The sequence below is a fragment of the Alkalitalea saponilacus genome (assembly GCF_900168165.1).
Taxonomy (GTDB): domain Bacteria; phylum Bacteroidota; class Bacteroidia; order Bacteroidales; family Marinilabiliaceae; genus Natronoflexus; species Natronoflexus saponilacus.
Window position 1 is genome coordinate 1 of record NZ_FUYV01000053.1, and the last position, 3,842, is coordinate 3,842.

The 3,842-nt window shown below is 33.8% G+C and carries 2 protein-coding genes; both read left to right on the forward strand.

Annotated elements, in window-relative coordinates; translation table 11 throughout:
* Positions 1-300: 300 nt before the first annotated feature.
* Complete coding sequence (locus tag B5X70_RS17440) at positions 301-2,364, forward strand: N-6 DNA methylase (protein WP_198314189.1); 2,064 nt, start codon at positions 301-303, stop codon at positions 2,362-2,364.
* Positions 2,310-3,470, forward strand: coding sequence for a restriction endonuclease subunit S (locus tag B5X70_RS17445; protein WP_079559183.1), 1,161 nt, complete (start codon positions 2,310-2,312; stop codon positions 3,468-3,470). Before B5X70_RS17440 ends, B5X70_RS17445 begins: the two co-directional genes overlap by 55 nt.
* Positions 3,471-3,842: the final 372 nt, after the last annotated feature.

Sequence of the window (3,842 nt, forward strand, 5' to 3'; positions counted from 1 at the left end):
TGTTTTTTACATTAACCTCTCTGCCCCGCTCCAGCTTCTGTAACGGCAGACAAAGACGCACACCGCAGCCCCAACATTTCATATATGTCACCGTTAGCCGTCAGTGTAAAAAGACAACGACACAGCAGACAATTTGCTTCTTAAAGAAATAAAAAGGAAAACGAAACAATGAACAACCCACGCACAAAACTGCACATTTGCAAGCCCTAACACACAAACCGATGCTTCAGCTTGCAAAAGAGCAGTTTTCTTGCCGACGCACCACTGAAATTTGATACATTTGTGATTTAAAATAACATTTTGATAGGAATTGAAATAATGAAAGGAAAAAATACCGCACAATCAATAGAGCCAAATATTGCAGATTTAGCAAACGGATGGCTAAAATCGTACAAACTTCCCTACAAATTAGAGCAAGAATCAGTTAATGCAGAAATTGATAAAGCACTTTCTGATTACTTCACTAAAAATGGTGGAGCTGGTGCAAACCGACCAGATGCAAAAATTCTACTTCAAGACAAAAATCTTGATTTTTTTCCTATTCTTATTGAATATAAAGGGTATAAAGACAAACTCGTAAAACTTGATAATGACGGTCAAATTGAAAATAGAACTGCAAAGAATGAACCCAACTTTAAAAACATCAATTCGTTTGCTGTAAATGGAGCAGTTCATTATGCAAATGCTTTACTTCATCATACAAGCTATACCGACATTATAGCTATCGGTATGACAGGTTACAAAGACGAAACAGGTAAAATACATCATTCAATTGGTGTTTATTATGTTTCTAAAAGCAATCTTGGTGCAGGTCAAAAAGTTGGTGAATACACAGATTTTTCATTTTTAGCTCCTGCAAACTTTGACAGTTTTATTGACAAGGTAAAAACCTTGCAATTGACATCAGAAGAACTTGACAGACTAAAAGAACAGCGAGAAAAGGAAATTGACCAAAGCCTTGTAAAACTTAACAATGACATTTATCAAAATGAAAAAGGATTAGGAGAAAATGACCGTGTTTATCTTGTTGCAGCCTCTATAATTGCAACTCTTGGAATACCAGGGAAAGTTGCACCACTCGAAAAATCAGACTTAAAATCATCAACTGAAAAAGGATATAGAGATGGCGATTTAATGATTAAAAAGATTGAATCATTTTTAAGTCATAAGGAATTACCAGACGAAAAAAGACAGCTAATTGTAAGAACTTTATCCAACACACTTTTAACTGAGAATATTAACAAAGTTGAAGACGGAGAAAGTCAGTTAAAAAGAGTGTTTGCCAAAATTGTAAATGATTTAGGCATCTACTACAAAATAGGTTTAACAACTGACTTTACGGGCAAACTCTTTAACGAAATGTATGGTTGGTTGGGTTTTTCTCAAGACAAATTAAATGATGTTGTTCTTACACCTTCCTATGTAGCTTCACTCCTAGTCAAATTAGCAAGAGTAAACAAAGAATCCTTTGTGTGGGATTTTGCAACTGGTTCTGCTGGTCTATTGGTAGCTGCAATGAATGAAATGCTAAATGATGCTAAAAATACAATTCAGTCACCAAATGAACTTGTTCAAAAAGAAATTAAAATCAAAGCCGAACAACTACTTGGATTAGAATTACTTTCAAGTGTGTATATGTTGGCTATTTTAAATATGATTTTAATGGGTGACGGTAGTTCTAACATCTTAAACACAGACTCAATAAAAGATTTTGATGGAAAATATGGTTTTGGAAAACCTGATACAAAATTCCCTGCGGATGCTTTTATATTAAATCCACCTTATTCAGCCTCTGGAAATGGTATGAACTTCGTTGAAAAGGCTTTGAATATGATGAATAAAGGATACGCTGCAATCATCATTCAAAATTCATCAGGTTCAGGGAAAGCTGTTGACTATAACAAAAGGATATTAGCAAAACACACGCTTTTGGCAAGTATTAAAATGCCAGTCGACATATTTATAGGTAAGTCGAGCGTACAAACCAACATCTATGTATTTAAAGTCAACGAAAAACATCATAAAGATGATGTAGTAAAGTTCATTGACTTTACCAATGATGGTTACACAAGAGCAAACCGAAGAAGAGCAAGTAACAATTTAAAAGATACCGACCGAGCCAAAGAACGCTATCAAGAAGTAGTTGATTTAGTTCGTTTTGGTAAAAGCAAACTCTACATTTTCAGCGATAAGGAATACTACGAAGGTCATATTGACCCAAATAATGGGGCGGATTGGAATCAGTCCGCTCCGATTGACACGAAACCCTTAATACAGGACTTCAAAAAGACAGTTGGTGATTATTTGGCTTGGGAGATAGGAACAATCCTAAAAAGACAAGGCGAAGAGTTGGGAAAGCAATAACCCCACTCAATGAAAAACTGAAAAATGTTGAGTGGGGTAAATATAAGTATGATAAATTATTTAAACTCTGTGTTGTAAAAAATAAGCTTACTAAACTTGATTTAGAAATTGACGGCAAAACACCTGTTTACTCTTCCGATTCAAGTAATAATGGAGTTATAGGTTTCACGCATAAAGTAGCTGATTTTTTAATAAGCGAAGATAATCCTATTTATATAGTATTTGGTGACCATACTATTAGTTTCAATATCGCTACTGAGAGTTTTTGTGTAATGGATAATGTTAAAGTTTTGGCTGTGAATTCCAAACTAACCATTAATGAATTGTTATACATTATTGCATCTTGGAAAAAAAGCATTCCAAATAAAGGATATGCAAGGCATTGGAGTTTAGCCCAAAAAGTTTTATTCCATCTACCCACTAAAAACGGTAAAATAGACTTTGATTTTATCGAAAGTTTTGTATCAGAAATAGAAAACGAACAGATTTTAAAATTGGAGAATTATCTTTCTGATATTGGATTATGGGATAGTCACTTAACGGAACAAGAAAAAGCAGCTTTAGAAGGTTTTGATAATTTAAGGTTTAAAGACTTTAATATTACTGAAGTTTTCGAAGTGAAAAATACTGGGAATATTTTATCAAGAGATATAATTTCAAATAGTGGCGAAACCCCTTACTTGTGTGCGAGCGCTGAAAATAATGGTGTTAGTTCTTATATTTCTTATGATGTTAATTACATCGACAAGGGAGATTGTGTCTTTATAGGTGGAAAAACTTTTGTTGTTTCCTATCAAGAGAAAGACTTCTTTTCTAATGACAGTCATAATTTAGTTTTGTATCTCAAAGAGAAAGAAAAGAAAAACAAATTCAATCAACTGTTTTTCGTCTCTTGTATTAATAAAAGTCTAGCTCATAAATATTCTTGGGGTTATAGTATTAGCAATAGAAAAATACAAGGTGATAAAGTTTCTTTGCCAATAAAAGATAATAAACTAGACTATGAAACTATGAAGACAGTTATTTCTGCAATTCATAAATTGGTAATCAAAGACGTTGTTTTGTACGTAGAGAAAAAAAAGAAAGAATTAAATAAACTGACATAATGAAAATGCCAACGCTTAAAGCCATACACATTTGCAATTCGCACCAGCCAACGCTAAATCCAAAAATTGCAAAAGAGTATGTCTTTGCCGACGCACGGCAGACAGAAACGAAGAAGCAAATTGAAAGAAAAAATGACAAAAAAATAAACACCGAACGGCTAACATCGTGTATAAAACATTTGGCAGACAGTGGTTTATCGAGCGGCACAGCTCGTATCAAAAGTGGTTGTAACTTGATAGGGAATCGCTTCGAATTGCCAAACGTTTCATACACGTAACCGTTGTATGTAATTCGACAGAAAAGAAAGAACCTATTTAACCAGTTGACTTTTAAGACTTAGGCGCTGAAAATAAAACTGAGAATAGTCGAAA